The 13,020-nt window shown below is 59.4% G+C and carries 12 protein-coding genes; 9 read left to right on the top strand and 3 right to left on the bottom strand.

Annotation, left to right across the window (positions count from 1 at the left end; all coding sequences use genetic code 11):
- Positions 1–21: 21 nt before the first annotated feature.
- The gene (locus HRR99_RS14255) at positions 22–2,082 is read right to left on the bottom strand and encodes a M3 family metallopeptidase (RefSeq protein WP_233122192.1); all 2,061 of its coding nucleotides are present in this window, start codon (positions 2,080–2,082) and stop codon (positions 22–24) included.
- Positions 2,083–2,262: 180 nt separating this feature from the next.
- On the opposite strand from HRR99_RS14255, the gene HRR99_RS14250 reads away from it, so the two are divergent.
- Positions 2,263–2,733, top strand: a complete 471-nt coding sequence (locus HRR99_RS14250; protein WP_233122191.1) for a MarR family winged helix-turn-helix transcriptional regulator — start codon at positions 2,263–2,265, stop codon at positions 2,731–2,733.
- 17 nt (positions 2,734–2,750) lie between these two features.
- Positions 2,751–3,929 (top strand): multidrug effflux MFS transporter, encoded by a 1,179-nt coding sequence (locus HRR99_RS14245; RefSeq protein WP_233123516.1) that lies wholly within the window; start codon positions 2,751–2,753, stop codon positions 3,927–3,929.
- Between the two features lie 47 nt (positions 3,930–3,976).
- Here the strand turns inward: HRR99_RS14245 and HRR99_RS14240 are convergent, their stop codons facing one another.
- Entirely contained in the window at positions 3,977–5,200 is a 1,224-nt protein-coding gene (locus tag HRR99_RS14240; RefSeq protein WP_233122190.1) for an argininosuccinate synthase, read from the bottom strand.
- A 243-nt stretch (positions 5,201–5,443) separates the two neighbouring features.
- On the opposite strand from HRR99_RS14240, the gene HRR99_RS14235 reads away from it, so the two are divergent.
- From HRR99_RS14235 to HRR99_RS14225, 3 genes are all read left to right on the top strand, one after another.
- The gene (locus HRR99_RS14235; RefSeq protein WP_233122189.1) at positions 5,444–6,298 is read left to right on the top strand and encodes an SDR family NAD(P)-dependent oxidoreductase; all 855 of its coding nucleotides are present in this window, start codon (positions 5,444–5,446) and stop codon (positions 6,296–6,298) included.
- Between the two features lie 106 nt (positions 6,299–6,404).
- On the top strand, positions 6,405–7,052 hold the full coding sequence (locus tag HRR99_RS14230) for a LysE family translocator (RefSeq protein ID WP_233122188.1): 648 nt from the start codon (positions 6,405–6,407) through the stop codon (positions 7,050–7,052).
- Between the two features lie 313 nt (positions 7,053–7,365).
- A complete protein-coding gene (locus HRR99_RS14225) occupies positions 7,366–8,295 on the top strand; it encodes an IS110 family RNA-guided transposase (protein ID WP_233122183.1) in 930 nt (309 codons plus the stop codon).
- 314 nt (positions 8,296–8,609) lie between these two features.
- Here the strand turns inward: HRR99_RS14225 and HRR99_RS14220 are convergent, their stop codons facing one another.
- Positions 8,610–9,680 (bottom strand): MBL fold metallo-hydrolase, encoded by a 1,071-nt coding sequence (locus tag HRR99_RS14220; RefSeq protein WP_233122187.1) that lies wholly within the window; start codon positions 9,678–9,680, stop codon positions 8,610–8,612.
- Positions 9,681–10,015: 335 nt separating this feature from the next.
- On the opposite strand from HRR99_RS14220, the gene ffh reads away from it, so the two are divergent.
- The 4 genes from ffh to rimM all read left to right on the top strand — a co-directional run bounded on the left by ffh (position 10,016) and on the right by rimM (position 13,020).
- Positions 10,016–11,593, top strand: coding sequence for a signal recognition particle protein (gene ffh, locus HRR99_RS14215; RefSeq protein WP_045230973.1), 1,578 nt, complete (start codon positions 10,016–10,018; stop codon positions 11,591–11,593).
- Between the two features lie 7 nt (positions 11,594–11,600).
- A complete protein-coding gene (locus tag HRR99_RS14210) occupies positions 11,601–11,918 on the top strand; it encodes a chorismate mutase (protein ID WP_045230972.1) in 318 nt (105 codons plus the stop codon).
- Positions 11,919–11,951: 33 nt separating this feature from the next.
- Positions 11,952–12,329 (top strand): 30S ribosomal protein S16, encoded by a 378-nt coding sequence (rpsP, locus tag HRR99_RS14205; RefSeq protein WP_233122186.1) that lies wholly within the window; start codon positions 11,952–11,954, stop codon positions 12,327–12,329.
- A gap of 118 nt (positions 12,330–12,447) precedes the next feature.
- Complete coding sequence (rimM, locus tag HRR99_RS14200) at positions 12,448–13,020, top strand: ribosome maturation factor RimM (RefSeq protein WP_065700636.1); 573 nt, start codon at positions 12,448–12,450, stop codon at positions 13,018–13,020.

The raw sequence follows: 13,020 nt of genomic DNA, 5'->3' as shown, positions 1-13,020 counted from the left end.
GTGTCTGGCGGCACCCTAAACTTAAACCAGCCCGCGCTTCTTCAGCATCGCATCGGGGCTTGGCATCTTGCCGCGGAACGCCTTGTAGGTTTCCTCCGCGTCGATGGAACCGCCAACCGAATAGATGTTGTCTTTCAGCTTGCGTGCCGTTTCGGGGTCGAAGGCGTTGCCGGTTTCTTCGAACGCTTCGAAGGCATCGGCGTCCAGAACTTCCGACCACATGTAGGAATAGTAGCCCGCCGAATAGCCATCGCCGGAGAACACGTGCTGGAAGTGTGGGGTGGCGTGGCGCATGACGATGGATTTGGGCATGTTGAGTTTGCCCAGAACCTCGCTCTGCACCGCCATGGGGTCGCTGACTGCGCCTTGCGTGTGAAATGCCATGTCCACGAGGGCAGAGGAGGTGAATTCCACCGTGTTGAAACCGGCATTGAAGGTCTGGGCGGCCAGCACTTTGTCCAGCAGTGACTTGGGCATCGGTGCGCCCGTCTCGTAGTGAAGGGCGTATTTTTCGAGGATTTCCGGCACGGTCAGCCAGTGTTCGTAAAGCTGGGAGGGCAGCTCCACGAAATCGCGCGAGACGCCGGTGCCGGATACCGAGGGGCAGGTGACGTTGGAAAGCATGCCGTGCAGCGCGTGGCCGAATTCGTGGAACAGCGTGCGGGCATCATCCAAAGACAGAAGGGCCGGTTTTCCAGCCGATGGCTTGGCGAAATTGCAGACATTGTAGATGATTGGCAATTCGCCCGTCGTGCCGTTCTTCAGGGGCAGCTTGTGCTGCGACTGAAACGAACTCATCCATGCGCCGGAGCGTTTAGAAGGCCGGGCAAAGAAATCGGCGAGGAACATGGCAACGAGGTCGCCCTTGTCATTGCGAATTTCGAAGGTCCGCACGTCAGGGTGATAGGCGGTTGCGTCTTTCAGTTCGATGGCTTTGATGCCGAACAGTCTGTGCGCAACGTCGAAGCAGGCTTCGACGATTTTTTCCAGTTGAAGATAGGGCTTGAGCTCCGTTTCCGAGAAGCTGAATTTTTTGGACCGCAGTTTTTCGGCGTAGTGGCGCCAGTCCCACGGCATCACCTCGTGGTTCTTGCCTTCGTCAGCGATGACCTCGGCCAGCTCCGCCTCTTCCTCGCCCGCGCGGGCAACGGCCTTGTCCCACACCTGCATCAGCAGCGTGTTCACCGCATCAGGTGTCTTGGCCATGGTGTTGTCGAGCTTGTAGGCGGCGAAATTGTCGTAGCCGAGCAGCTTTGCCTTTTCGTCGCGCAGTTCCAGCGTGCGTTTGACGGTGTCGCGATTGTCGCTCTCACCACCGTTTTCGCCACGGGCGACCCAGGCCTTGAACGCCTGCTCGCGCAGATCGCGCCGCTCGGAAAAGGTCAGGAACGGCTCGATGATCGAGCGGGATAGGGTGACGGCGAACTTGCCGTCTTCGCCGTGCTCGCGCGCCGCACTTTCCATGGAATCGCGCAAAAAGCCGGGAAGGCCTGCGAGTTCTTCGTCCGAAGACAGAAGCAGCTTCCAGCTTTTCTCATCGGCCAGAACATTCTGGCCGAATTTTGCGCCCAAACCCGCGAGTTCTTCGTTGATGGCGGCGAGGCGTTCCTGATGATCCTTTGCCAGCTTCGCCCCGGAGCGGACAAAACCTTTCCAGTGGCGTTCCAGCACGCGCAGTTCTTCGCCGGTCAGGCCGAGCATTTCGCGCTGTTCCCACAGCGTATCGACCCGCGCAAACAGCGCCTCGTTCATGCTGATCTTCGAGTAATGCCGCGACATTTTCGGCGCAATCTCGCGCTCCAGCGCCTGAATTGCCGAATTGGTGTGGGCGCCCGCCTTGTTCCAGAACAGGGCGGAAACGCGCGACAGCGCGTCGCCTGCGGTTTCTAGGGCGATGATGGTGTTGGCGAAGCTCGGCGCGTCCGCATTGTTTGCGATGTCGTCGATCTCGGCATCATGAGCGGTGAGTGCGGCATCGAAAGCGCCGGCAAAGTCCTCGTCTTTGACCGCATCGAACCGAGGCAAACCGTTTTTCCCGTTCCATTCGGTCAAGGCGGGATAGTGTGCGGCGGTGGAAGTCATCGGTTCGTCCTCATGCAGATGCGATTTGTATGCATATGGGCATGGCTGAGGCTGCGTTTCAATATGTGGCTTCGGGTGCCGAGGAAAACTATTCTCTGGGACAGGGCTCTAGACAAAGAGCGCGCCTTGCCTTTGGGCCGCGAAGTTTTTTATAAGGAAGGCTTACCAAACAGGCGCGCCATGAACACTTCCCTTGAAAAAGAATCACTGGCCTTCCTGCTCAACAGCAGTGCGCGTTTTCTCAACAGCGCCTTCGAGCGACGCATCAGTGAGGCGGGCCTTGGGCTGACACCAGGTGAGGCGCGTGCCCTTTTGACGGTTGCGGCCATCGACGGCAGCAAGCAGGCCGATATTGCCAGCCGTATCGGTCTCGAGCCCATGACGGTGTGCACCTATCTCGACAGGTTGCAATCGCTCGATCTGGTGGAGCGGCGTCCCAACCCGGATGATCGCCGTTCCAAATGCATTTATCTGACGCAGACGTCAGAGCTGTTGCTGGTTGCCGTGCGCCTCGAGGTCGATAGCCTGATCGGTCAGGCGACGGAGGGTTTCAGCGAGAGCGATCTGTCCAAATTTCATGATCTCCTGGCGACCGTCCAGAAAAACCTTCAGATGGCAGTGAGCGACAAGAGCAAGCAGGCCCCGACGTGAGCAGTTTGACAACGCCGATGACGGTGCGGCGCACGGCTATTCTGGGCGCAATGCTGACCTCGCTTGGGCCGGTGTCGATGGCGATTTATACGCCTGCGATGCCGGAACTCGTCCGCGCCTTTTCAACGACGGAATCGGCGATTAAGATGAGCCTGACGCTCTATTTTGGCGGTTTTGCCATCGCCCAGCTCGTGTCCGGTGCCATGTCGGATGCGTTTGGCCGTCGCAAGGCTACCATTCTATTCCTGCTGATCTATCTGGCGGGCGGAGCGCTTGCCGCTTTCGCACCCAGTGTCGAGGTGTTACTGGCGGCCCGTCTCATTCAGGGCATCGGGGCGTCGGTTGGTGTCACCGTGGCGCGGGCGGTGGTGCGCGATCAGTTCAGTGGCCATCAGGCCATCGGCATTCTCAACCTTATTGGCATCATGCTGGCGGTCGGCCCGGCGGCGGGGCCGACGATCGGCGGGTTGTCGCTGCTGGCCTTCGGCTGGCAGTCGGTTTTCGTGCTGATGCTCGGCTTCGGGCTGATTTCGATCACGGCCATCGTTTTCTGCCTGCGCGAAACGACGGTTCCGGACCGCAGCCGTCTTCGCCCATCCCGTCTGCTCAGCGCCTATGGTGAGCTTCTGGCGTCGCCACGCTTTCTGCTATCGGCGCTGGTGCTGGGCGGTACGGTCGGTGCGCTCTACGCACAATCGACCATGCTGCCTTTCGTGCTGATCAACGACGTCGGTCTGTCGCCCACGGCATTCGGCGTGGGCATGCTGATGCAATCCGGCGCTTATTTTCTCGGGTCGATTGCCCTGCGCTTCCTCGCCCGCAGAATTGGCGACCGTCGGTCTGCGGTCATGGGGCTGTGCCTGTCGGCGACGGGTGGTGTGCTGATCTTTTTGTCGGTGCATCTTATCCCGCCCTCCTTTCTGTCGATCATGGGGCCCGTGGCGGTTGCGACCTTCGGGCTGGCGCTGCTCACGCCGCATGTCATCACGATGGGCATGGCACCCTTTCCGCACATCGCAGGCTCTGCGTCGGCGATGATGGGGTTCATCCAGATGAGCGCGGGTTTTTCAGCCGGTGTCATCGCCGCCCTGCTCGGCTCGCCACTCACGAGTTTCGGCACCATCATCCCGCTGATGGAGTTGAGCGCCGTGGCGAGCTATGTCGTCTTTGCCTTGCTATCGCGCAGGCGGGCATAAAAAAGCCCCGGAGAACCGAGGCTTTTAGAGTCATGTCATATCAAAGCTTACTTGCCGAGGTTGCGCTTGGCGAGTGTGCGCAGGCGCAGGGCGTTGAGCTTGATGAAGCCCGCTGCATCCTTCTGGTCGTAAGCGCCCTGGTCGTCCTCGAAGGTCACCAGCTTGTCGGAATAGAGCGACTTGGCCGATTCGCGACCGGTAACCATGACGTTGCCCTTGTAGAGCTTCAGCGTCACTTCACCTTCCACATGCTCCTGGCTCTTGTCGATCAGCGCCTGCAGCATTTCGCGCTCTGGCGAGAACCAGAAGCCGTAGTAGATCAGCTCGGCGTAGCGCGGCATGATCTCGTCCTTGAGGTGGGCTGCACCCCGGTCGAGCGTAATGCTCTCGATGGCGCGGTGAGCCGCCAGCAGAATGGTACCGCCGGGCGTTTCGTACACGCCACGAGACTTCATACCGACATAACGGTTTTCGACCAGATCGAGGCGACCGATGCCGTTGTCACGACCGTAATCGTTGAGCGCTGCCAGAAGCGTCGCAGGCGACATTTCGACGCCGTTGATGGAGCAGGCATCACCGTTGCGGAAACCCACCTTGATGATGGTCGCCTTGTCAGGGGCTGCTTCCGGGGAAATGGTGCGCATATGCACGTATTCCGGAGCCTCGACTGCCGGGTCTTCCAGAACCTTGCCCTCGGATGAGGAGTGCAGAAGGTTGGCATCGACGGAGAACGGCGCTTCGCCCTTCTTGTCCTTGGCAACCGGTATCTGATGCTGTTCGGCGAAGTTCAGGAGATCGGTCCGGCTCTTGAACGTCCAGTCGCGCCATGGCGCGATGATCTTGATGTCGGGGTTCAGCGCATAGGCCGAAAGCTCGAAACGAACCTGGTCGTTGCCCTTGCCGGTCGCGCCGTGGGCGATGGCATCGGCGCCGGTCTTCTTGGCGATGTCGATCAGATGCTTGGAAATCAGCGGCCGGGCAATCGAGGTGCCCAGCAGATAGACGCCTTCATAGACGGCATTGGCGCGGAACATCGGGAAGACGAAATCGCGCACGAATTCTTCGCGCACATCTTCCACGAAGATTTCCTTGATGCCCAGCATCTCGGCCTTCTTGCGCGCAGGCTCCAGCTCTTCGCCCTGGCCGAGATCGGCGGTGAAAGTCACGACGTCCGCGTTCAGCTCGGTCTGCAACCATTTCAGAATAATCGAGGTATCAAGCCCGCCTGAATAGGCGAGAACGACTTTCTTAACGTCTTTGGGAAGGGCCATTGGTGAAATCCATTTGCGTATCGGCGACATCAGGATATCGCCATTTCCTTGGGATTTCGGCACTTTTAGCGAGTTTATCGGCGCGTGCAACAAAAATGCAAAACGGCACGCGGATGGAACGCTTTCATCTTCATGTGACTTGAAGGGCCGAAAAGACTAGACTGTACAGCGCGTCAGTAGAACGCATGGTTCCATGGGACATCGCTGCCGGAGATTTGAAGCGGTAGCGAAAAGGAGAAACCAATGACGATCCTTCACAACGCATTCGCACCAGACAATGTCGCCGTCGTCACCGGTGCTGCATCCGGTATCGGCCTTGCAGCCGCCCGCAAATTCGCCGGTTTCGGCATGAGTGTCGTGCTTGTTGACCTCGACGGTGAAAAGCTCGCCGCTGCCCAAAGCGAAATCGCTGCGCTTGCCGAAAATGGCGACGAGCAGATCGTTTCCATTCCAACCGATGTTTCCAAACTCGATGAACTGGAAGCGCTGGAACGCGCCGTCATCCAGCGCTTCGGGCGCGTTCATGTGCTGATGAACAATGCGGGCGTACAGCCCGGCAGCGCCATCTTCGGACCACAGGCGAACTGGGATAAGGTTTTCAGCGTCAATCTGATGGGCGTGGTCAATGGAAGCCGCGTCTTCGGTTCGGGCATGCTGGCCCATGGAGAGGCGGGTCTCATCATCAACACCGGCTCCAAGCAGGGCATCACCACACCGCCGGGCGACCCGGCCTACAATGTGTCCAAGGCGGGCGTAAAGGCCTTTACCGAGGCCTTGGAATATGAGCTGAGAAACGCACCGAACGGCAATATCTCGGCCCATCTTCTCATTCCCGGCTTCGTCTTTACCGGCCTCACCGCCAATGGCCGGACGGAAAAACCATCCGGCGCATGGACGCCGGAACAGACGGTCGATTTCATGATCGACGGCATCGGCAATGGCGACTTCTACATTCTTTGCCCTGATGGTGAAGTGAACCGCAAAACGGATGAGAAACGTATCCTCTGGGCCGCCAACGATCTCGTGCAAAACCGCCCGCCCTTGTCACGTTGGCACGAAGATTACAGCGATGATTTCAAGTCTTTCCTGAACAGCTGACTTGCCTGCGGCGCCTGCGGGCGCGGCATTCTTTTGTCGGGCAGTTGGCAGCTTCTCGAAACGGCGTTATGAACAGGCATCAACCCTTTGCAAGTGTGGTGCCGCCGTGGAATTCATACCGAGCCTGCCGACCCTGATTGCCTTCACCATCGCCATTCTGCTTCTGGCGGTCACGCCCGGCCCGGATATGACGCTCTGGATCAGCCGCTCGCTGCGTGAAGGCCGTACCGCGGGTTTCATGACGCTGGTGGGCACCAATCTGGGCATCACCGTCCACACCATGCTTGTCGCCTTCGGCGTGGCGGCCCTCATCGTCGCGTCCCCCACAGCCTTTCTGGTGCTCAAAACAGGCGGCGCCGCCTATCTCGTTTGGCTGGCCATTCAGGCTATCAGAAAGGGCTCGAATTTCGTCATGGAGCGTCCGAAGGATCAAAAGCCACAGGCGTCTTTGATGTCCGCTCTTCTGAACGGCATCTGGGTCAATCTTCTGAACCCGAAAGTCATCATTTTCTTCATGACCTTCCTGCCGCAATTCGTCAGCGCCTCGGACCCGCACGTCACCGGCAAACTGATCTTCCTCGGCCTCTGGTCCATCATCGTCGCCCTGCCCATCGGCATCGGCATCGTGTTTGCGGCAGATGGCCTTTCCGGCTGGCTCCAGCGCAATCGCAAGGTCCTGCGCGGGCTTGATTACACCATCGCCGGTGTCTTCTCCCTATTCGCCGTCAAGATTTTCCTGACGCAGGCGAAGTGAGACTTCAAACCCTAGCTGGCAATTCCTCTACTACCGTCACCCGCACTCTGGTCTTGCGGTAAAATGACATAGTTTGAAGTGTGAGGGCACGAGCGCATTGGATGGTGGTGGGCTTGGCCTACCCCCTTGTAACTTCCCTTCACCGTCATTTGGGTGTGTACTGCCCGGTGCGGTGGCGGATGTGAGACCGAAGCCCCTTAGGGACACTAAGCCCGTGGCAGAGCCCGGTCGTGCATCCGCCGTTCCATCGAACCCGAACAGTCGCCAGGGCCGCTTGCGCACGCAAAGCCCGCTTAGGCAAGGATGGGATAAGATGGATATAATCGTTGGTATAGATGTCTCCAAGGATAGCCTCGACGTTGCGGTTTCACCCTCAGGTACAAGCTTTTTCGTCGGGAACGACCATGACGGCATCGAAGAGCTGGTGAAGCGCCTCAAGGCGGAAAAGGTTGATCTCGTGGCCGTGGAGGCGACGGGCGGCTTCGAAACGCTGGCGGTGGCAAAGCTTGCGGCGTGCGACATCTGCGTGATCGTCGTCAACCCGGCGCAGGTCCGGGCCTATGCCAACGCCATCGGTCGGCGTGCCAAGACCGATGCGATCGATGCAGCCCTGATTGCCGCTTTCGTCGTGGCGACGAAACCGCAGATCCGGTCGCTGCCCGATGCGCAAACCCAGGCGTTATCGGCCCTTGTCGATCGCAGACGGCAGATCGTTCAGATGATCGTGGCCGAAGAGAACCGGTTGCGGATGGCGTTGGACAAGACCACCCACAAAAGCATCAAACGGTTGTTGGCTGCGCTCAACCGCGAGAAGGACAGCATTGACACGGATATGGATGAGCATATCCGCAAGTCCCCCTTGTGGCGTGTGCGCGAAGCACTGCTGACCTCGGTTCCAGGTGTCGGGCGGGCCACGGCACGCACGCTTCTGGCCGAAATGCCGGAACTTGGCAGCCTCAACCGCCGACAGATCGCATCCCTTGCGGGACTGGCACCATGGACGCGGCAATCGGGCAAGTGGAAAGGCAAGAGCTTCATCGGTGGCGGGCGCTCCAAGGTGCGGGCGGTGCTGTTCATGGCAGCACTGGTCGCATCTCGCCACAACCCGTTGCTCAAGGAATTCCGCGATCGTCTCGTGGCATCCGGCAAGCCCAAGATCGTCGCCATCGTGGCCACCATGCGCAAGCTACTCACCATCCTCAACGCCATCATCCGGGAGAATAAACCATGGCAAAACGCTTGACTGCCAAGACAGTCGCTCTGCCCTGCCGGACATCTCCCCCTCAAGGGGGGGAGATTGGCTGCGGGCTCGCTTGCCGGTCATCTTGAGCGTTGCGCTGCTGCACTGGGTACGACGTGTATTGCCGGCCAACCTCCTGACGGCTGCGATTGGAGCGATGATCGTGCCTCTTGCCGATCTCCCCCCTTGAGGGGGAGATGCCTCGCAAGGCAGAGGGGGGTGAGCGGCTGGCTCTGTCATTGATCGAAAACGCAATTCCAGCATCTTAGCCTTAGCTAAGTGCTAGAAAATGCAAGCCGCCGCCCCACCCGCCAAACTCAGACCATCGGTACGTCGAAAACCTCACTGGGGCGCATCGGGCGGAAGCGGTATTCTGGGACGCCGTGTTCGCTCAGTGCTGCCTTCAGCGCGATGATGGGCGCATCGATGGCTTCGTCGGTGAGTTGCACCGTGCCCCAGTGGTGGCCGCAGGCATAGGCTGCGCCGCAGATCTTCATGCCTTCCACGGCTTCGGACGGGTTCTGGTGCTGGCCTTTCATGAACCACCGGGGTTCGTAAGCGCCAAACGGCAGGTTGGCGAGACGGAAGCTGCCGTGTTTTTTGCGGGCGGCGTGGTAGTTGAGGCCGCTGTGGAAGCCGGTATCGCCGATGTGGTAGATCTTGCCGCCTGGCGTTTCGATGACGAAGGCGGCCCACAGCGCCATCCGGCGATCATTGAGGCCGCGTGCCGACCAGTGATGGCAGGGCTCGAAATGGATTTTCACGTCGGGCGCGACCGTCAGCACGTCGCCCCAATCACCCACGGAAATATTGGCAGCTTCGACACGGGTGCGAATGACGGCGTCATTACCCAGTGGCGTGATGAAATGCGGTTTGTGGTGGATGTGGAGCTGGTGCAGCGTTTCCGTATCAAGATGATCATAGTGATTGTGCGTGACCAGCACGAGATCGATAGGCGGCAAGTCCTTGAACTGGATGCCGGGCGGGTTGACGCGCTTGGGACCGGCGAAGCTGAAGGGGCTGGTGCGCTCCGACCAGACGGGATCGACCAGAATATTCAAGCCAGCCGTCTGGATGAGAAAGGAGGCGTGGCCGACGAAGGTGACGCGCAGATCGGTGCCGTTGACGCGCTCGTCCGGTTTGACGAAAGGAAAGGGGCTGGGATAGGCGTCCGGCCAGGTCGCCTTGTCGCCATCGAACCGCCACTTCATCAGGTCGAGGAAGCCGTTGGGCGCTTCGCCGCCGGGATTGAAGAAGCGCGTACCGTCGAAATGATCCGACATCGGGCCTTTATAATAGGCGCTGGCGCTGGACTGGCGCGCGTAAAGGCCGCCTCCTGCTATGAGGGCACCGAGGAACGAGAGTTTGAAGAGGCTGCGTCTTTTCATGACGAATCTATAGGAGTGCGCCGCAGCCTCTTCAAGCGGCCAGATGCAGGGTCGAGCTGTTTTCACGAAGACGTCAGCCGTTACGCTTCCGTGAAAAATGGCGCGTTGCCTTGACTCTCTCGCGCATTTGCTGTTAACCCGCGCCCATCAGCTGGCAGTTTCATGACCGCAGCCGCCGACCGGGACCCGCAAGGTATAGATGATCCCGGAGGCAAACATCCGACAGCGCGATGCGCCCTCGGGTGCTTTTTGGCTATGCCCTTTATCGGGCGTCTTGTTTTTGACAGCAAAAGAACCGACGTTTCGGGTACCCCGAAACGAAGAAGGATGACGCGATGTTTGAGAACCTCCAGGACCGACTTGGCTCCATTTTGAATGGACTGACGGGCCGTGGCGCGCTTTCGGAAGCCGATGTGACGGCGGCCCTGCGCGAGGTTCGCCGTGCGCTTTTGGAAGCGGACGTGGCGCTGGAAGTCGTGCGGTCCTTTACCGACAAGGTGCGTGAAAAGGCCGTTGGCGCTTCTGTTCTCAAAGCCATCAAGCCCGGCCAGATGGTCGTCAAGATCGTCCATGACGAGCTGGTCGAGATGCTGGGCTCCGAGGGCGTGGCAATCGATCTTCATGCCGCTGCCCCCGTCGTCATCATGATGGTGGGTCTGCAGGGTTCCGGTAAGACGACGACCACCGGCAAGATCGCCAAGCGCCTGACCGACCGCGACAAGAAGAAGGTGCTGATGGCATCTCTCGACACGCGTCGTCCGGCAGCCCAGGAGCAGTTGCGCCAGCTGGGCGTACAGACCGGTGTCGATACGCTGCCCATCATCGCTGGACAATCGCCGACCGATATCGCTTCGCGCGCCGTACAGGCGGCCAAGCTCGGTGGCCATGATGTCGTGATCCTCGATACTGCCGGTCGTACCCACATCGACGAGCCGTTGATGATGGAAATGGCGGAGATCAAGAAAAACGCCAAGCCGCATGAAATCCTGCTGGTAGCCGATAGCCTGACTGGTCAGGACGCCGTCAATCTGGCGCGCAACTTCGATGAGCGTGTCGGCATTACCGGCCTCGTGCTGACCCGTATGGACGGCGATGGCCGTGGCGGTGCTGCGCTTTCGATGCGTGCCGTGACCGGCAAGCCGATCAAGCTGATCGGTACCGGCGAGCGCATGGGCGAGCTGGACGAGTTCCACCCGCGCCGTATTGCCGACCGTATCCTTGGCATGGGCGATATTGTTTCGCTGGTCGAAAAGGCTGCCGAAAACATCGATGCGGAAAAAGCCGCCGCGATGGCCAAGAAGATGCAGTCGGGCAAGTTCGATCTGAACGATCTGGCCGACCAGCTGGGCCAGATGAAGAAAATGGGCGGCATGGGCGGCATTATGGGTCTGATGCCCGGCATGTCCGGCATGAAGGACAAGATGGCCGCATCGGGTCTGAACGACAAGATGTTCGACCGCCAGATCGCCATCATCTCTTCGATGACCAAGGCCGAGCGTGCCAATCCCGACATGCTCAAGCACAGCCGCAAGAAGCGCATCGCTGCCGGTTCCGGCACGGATGCCGCCGAAATCAACAAGCTGCTGAAAATGCACCGCGGCATGGCCGACATGATGAAAGCCATGGGCGGCAAGGGCAAGGGCGGCATCATGAAACAGATGATGGGTGGCCTTGCGGGCAAGATGGGCCTTGGCGGTGGAATGGGCGGCATGCCTGATCTGGCCAATATGGACCCCAAGCAGCTGGAAGCGCTTCAAAAGCAGGCTGAAGCTGCCGGTCTCGGCAAGCCGGGCGCGATGCCTCCGGGTCTTGGTGGCATGGGCGGCATGCCCGGTCTTCCGGGTCTCGGTGGACCCAAGCTTCCGGGGCTGGGCGGTCTTCCCGGCCTACCCGGTTTTGGCAAGAAGAAGTGAGACTGTGATGACCGACGCAGATGTAAAAGCTCAACTTTCGCAATACCGCCAGTCCATCGACAATATCGATGCGGCACTGGTGCATATGCTGGCAGAACGGTTCCAACGCACCAAGGCGGTTGGCGTTTTGAAAGCAACCCACGAATTGCCGCCGGCAGACCCGGCGCGCGAGGAATACCAGATCGAACGCCTGCGCCGCTTAGCAAAGGACGCCGATCTGGACCCGGATTTCGCCGAGAAGTTCTTGAACTTCATCATCAAGGAAGTCATCCGGCATCATGAAGCAATTGCCGCTGAACACAACGGCACCGACAAGACCGCCTGACCGGCGGGCAAGCCATTCTTAAGGAGAAACAACATGGCACTGAAAATTCGTCTCGCACGCGGTGGTTCCAAGAAGCGCCCGTACTACCAGATCGTCGTTGCTGACGCCCGTTCGCCACGCGACGGTCGTTTCCTCGAGAAGGTCGGTTCCTGGAACCCAATGCTGGCCAAGGACAACGCTGATCGCATCCAGATCAACGCTGACCTCGTCAAGGAATGGATTGCCAAGGGCGCTCAGCCAACGGACCGCGTTTTGCGCTTCCTCGCAGAAGCTGGCATTGCAACACGCGACGCCCGCAGCAACCCTGAAAAGGCAAAGCCAGGCAAGAAGGCCGTCGAGCGCATTGCCGAGAAGAAGCAGAAGGCCGATGACGCCGCTGCTGCTGCCGCAGAAGCAACTGCAGCCGAATAAGTCCGGTTTGCACGATTTGAACGGGTGGTGCGGATTTCCGCGCCACCCGTTTGTGTTTATTTTGATGGCAACATGCCGTACATAGATTTTCAAAGACGAACACCGAAACGGACAACCGATGGCAAAGCTGGAAAACCCCATTCTCATGGCCAAGATTGGCGCGGCGCAGGGCTTGCGCGGCGAAGTGCGGGTCAGCTCGTTTACGGATGATCCAACGGCGCTGGGCGATTACGGCAACCTGATCGCTGGCGATGGCCGAGTGTTCGAAATTCTCGAGATACGCGAAGCCAAAACAGTCGTCATCGTGCGCTTTCGCGGTGTCAACGACCGCAATGCGGCGGAAGCTCTGAACGGGCTGGAACTGTTCATCGAGCGTGACAATCTACCGGATGATGATCTGGACGAAGACGAATTCTACTATACCGATCTGGAAGGTCTGGAGGCCGTCGATGCCGAGGGCAAGAGCTATGGCTCGGTCGCCGCTGTCCATGATTTCGGCGCGGGCGATCTGCTGGAGCTGAAAGGCGCTGGCCGTCGCCCGACACTCATTCCGTTTTCCGAGGCTGCGGTTCTGGAAATCGACCTCGAAGGCGGGAAAATCCTGATCGATCCGCTCGCTGCCGGGCTGATCGACAATCCTGACGACGGCAAGGATGACCCGGATCATCCGATTTTCGGCAAGAAAAAATAA

Origin of the sequence: Agrobacterium vaccinii (assembly GCF_021310995.1) — a bacterium.
Taxonomy (GTDB): Bacteria; Pseudomonadota; Alphaproteobacteria; order Rhizobiales; family Rhizobiaceae; genus Agrobacterium; species Agrobacterium vaccinii.
Note: the sequence above shows the minus strand (reverse complement) of the source record. Positions and strands in the feature narration are given on the sequence as shown.